Annotated in this window: 2 protein-coding genes; both read left to right on the top strand. The window is 52.9% G+C overall.

The window, feature by feature from the left end; genetic code table 11:
* On the top strand, nucleotides 1-2271 hold a 2271-nt coding region (locus tag V7D78_RS16695), incomplete at its 5' end, for a prolyl oligopeptidase family serine peptidase (RefSeq protein ID WP_333609584.1).
* 68 nt (nucleotides 2272-2339) lie between these two features.
* Nucleotides 2340-2993, top strand: a 654-nt coding sequence (locus tag V7D78_RS16690; protein ID WP_442886723.1) for a TolB family protein, incomplete at its 3' end; no start/stop codon positions are given.

Raw genomic sequence — 2993 nt, 5'->3', positions numbered from 1 at the left:
CGCAAGGTATCACTCTTTGGTCAGGAGTTAAGCTGGCAGCCACTGAGTCCGGCGCAAGCGGCAGCAGCCGGGCCTGGCGTCTGGTTTGTGCAGTTTTCACACCCTTCGTATTTACGGGCGAATTTGCAGCTAACCGGGGTAAAAGCGCCGCAGGTATTTCTAAATTTTAAAGCACAGGCGGCCAATAATTCCGAGTTAAAGCTGGCTACCGGCTGGCAGCAACTGCTGATTTTCAGTGATGGCTTAAAAGATGACCCTAAAGATGAAGATAAAGTCAGCCTGAGCCTGACGCCGCTGAATCCGGTCGCGGTAAGCTTTCAGTTATCCGCCACAGAGCCGGTGAATAACCGGTTACTGACCAACGCCGAAACCATTAATCAGCTGGCGATATCCGCTGATGGCAAGCTAATGTTAGTCAGCTTTAGCGGCCGCTCAGATGTCAGCGATATGCAGCTGCAACGTACTGAGCTCAGACAGGTCGCCAATAACCACGTACTGCGCAGCTTTGCACAACAATCGTTGAGCCGCGCCGCCTTTAGCCCGGATAACCAGTGGCTGAGTTTTCAGGCCAATAACAGCTTATGGCTGCTGCACTTAGCCAGCGGGGAATTGCGGGCCTTGCTGGAAAACCAAACGGGTTTAGGCGCCTATCGTTGGGCACCCGACAGTAAAAGTGTGTTTTTACAATTGACACAAACCGATAGCAGCCTAAAACAAGCCAAGGCCAAGTTATATCGATCGCTGGAAGATCGCTGGCGCAATCACCGTGATATTAGCCGTATTTTTCAGCTGGATATTCAAAGTGGCCTGGTGCGTTTATTAACAAAGGATAAAGAGAGCAGCAGCCTGGCCGATGTGCGCCCAGATGGCAAAGCCATCATTTACAGCCAGCGGCGTACTGATCGCACAGTGGCGCCGCATGCCAGTACGGCATTGTTTGAGCTGGATTTAAGCGATTTAACGGCCCGCGAGCTGGGCAACTTTGCCCACCTGAACCAGATCCAGTATTTTCAGGATGGCTTTTTAGTGGTCGGCGGCCCTAACTTTGGCAATGGCAGCGGGGTTAATTTGCCTTCAGCCGACTATGTGGCCAATGACTATGACGGTCAGTTGTATCTGCTGGATGCCACTGCTACGCAAATCACGCCCTTATCAAAGCAGTTTGACCCCAGCATCAGCAGTATTGTGCTTAATGCCCGTCAGCAATTAGTGGCACTGGTCAGCGAGGGCGACAGATCGCTGCTGTACAGTGTCGATATTCAGCGCCAGCGCTTTAGTAGATTAGCCTTTAGCCAGGATGTGACCGAGCGCTTTGTAATGGCCAATGACCGCGCCGGTACTATACTGGCCGCGGGCAGCGCTGTGGCTACGCCGCAATTGTTAGAGCGGCTAAGCCCGGGGCAGCGCCGTGCCACGGTATTGCACAGCAGTGCACCGTTATATCAGCACATTACGCTGGGTGAAGTGCGCGATTTTACCGTGGTCAATAAAGAGGGCGATAGCATAGATGGCCGTTATTATTTACCGCCAGATTTTGATGCCAGTAAACAGTACCCGACCATAGTGTATTACTACGGCGGTACTACCACGGTAAACCGGCAGTTTACCGGCCGTTATCCGTTTCATCATTGGGCAGCCAATGGCTATATTGTGTATGTGGTGCAGCCGCGCGGCACCATTGGCTATGGCCAGCGTTTTTCGGTGCTGCATGTCAATGCCTGGGGTAAATACACTGCGGATGACATCATCTATGCCACCGAGCAGTTTGTAGCGCAACATCCCTTTGTCGATGGCAAACGCCTGGGCAATATCGGCGCCTCGTACGGCGGCTTTATGACCATGTACCTGGCGACCCAAACCGATATGTTCGCCGCTTCGGTATCGCACGCTGGCATCAGTGCGCTGAGCTCTTACTGGGGCCAGGGCTGGTGGGGCTTTTTATACTCCGGCATTGCCAGTCGTGACAGCTTCCCGTGGAATAACCAGCAGCTTTATGTCGGGCAGAGCCCGCTGTATATGGCTGATAAAATTACCACGCCATTATTGCTTATCACTGGTGATTCAGATGTTAACGTACCGGCCGGCGAGTCGCAGCAAATGTACACCGCCTTAAAACTCTTGGGCCGCCCGGTGGCGCTGGTCGAGATCCCGGGTGAGGATCACCATATTATTGACCGCGAAAAACGCTATGTCTGGTGGGATCATATGCTGGCCTGGTTTGACAAACACTTAAAAGACGAAGGCGATTGGTGGGAGCTGCTGAGTCAGTAAGCTTGAGGCTGCCACTAGCGGCAGCCTTGGTATTAGCCTAAAAAAATTAAATGATGAAGGTGTGGTTTATGTTGTTGCGATTATCGGTTTACTGGCTGTTGTTATGCTGTTTTACAGTGCTTGCACAGCCGCGGGGTATGCAACCTGAGGATTACTACCAGTTTGTGTTTGTGGCAGATCCGCAGTTATCGCCTGATGGCAAAAGGGTGGCTTTTGTGCACAGCACTGTTAGCGATGATAAGCGTAAGCGCCATTCCAACCTCTATCTGGTGGCGACCGATGGCAAGAGCCCACCACAACAGCTGACCTTTACTAACAGTGATCGCAGCCCGCGCTGGTCACCGAATGGCCGGCAACTGGCGTTTATCTCTGGCCGCGGCGAGGGCCAGCAGTTATATCTGCTGCCGATTGCCGGCGGTGAAGCCCGCGCTATTACCGAATTAAAACAAGCGGCTATTCGCGATTTTAGCTGGTCGCCGGATGGCAAACAGCTGTTGTTGACACTGATGCTGGACCCGGCGCTTGACGACCCGACTCAGCTAAAAAACAAAAGCGAGCAGGCCGAGCCGGATATCGTGGTGATCCGCCATGCCCTTTATAAAAGCAATGGCGGTGGCTATCTGAATGAGCGCCGCTCGGCCTTGTGGCTGTTGGATGTTGAGACTAAACAGCTGACTAAACTGACCGGTGATGCGCGCTGGCACGATCACTCGGCGCAGTTT

It is taken from the genome of Arsukibacterium sp., assembly GCF_036735525.1.
Lineage (GTDB): Bacteria > Pseudomonadota > Gammaproteobacteria > Enterobacterales > Alteromonadaceae > Alishewanella.
This window is presented reverse-complemented; position numbering and strand designations above follow the sequence as displayed.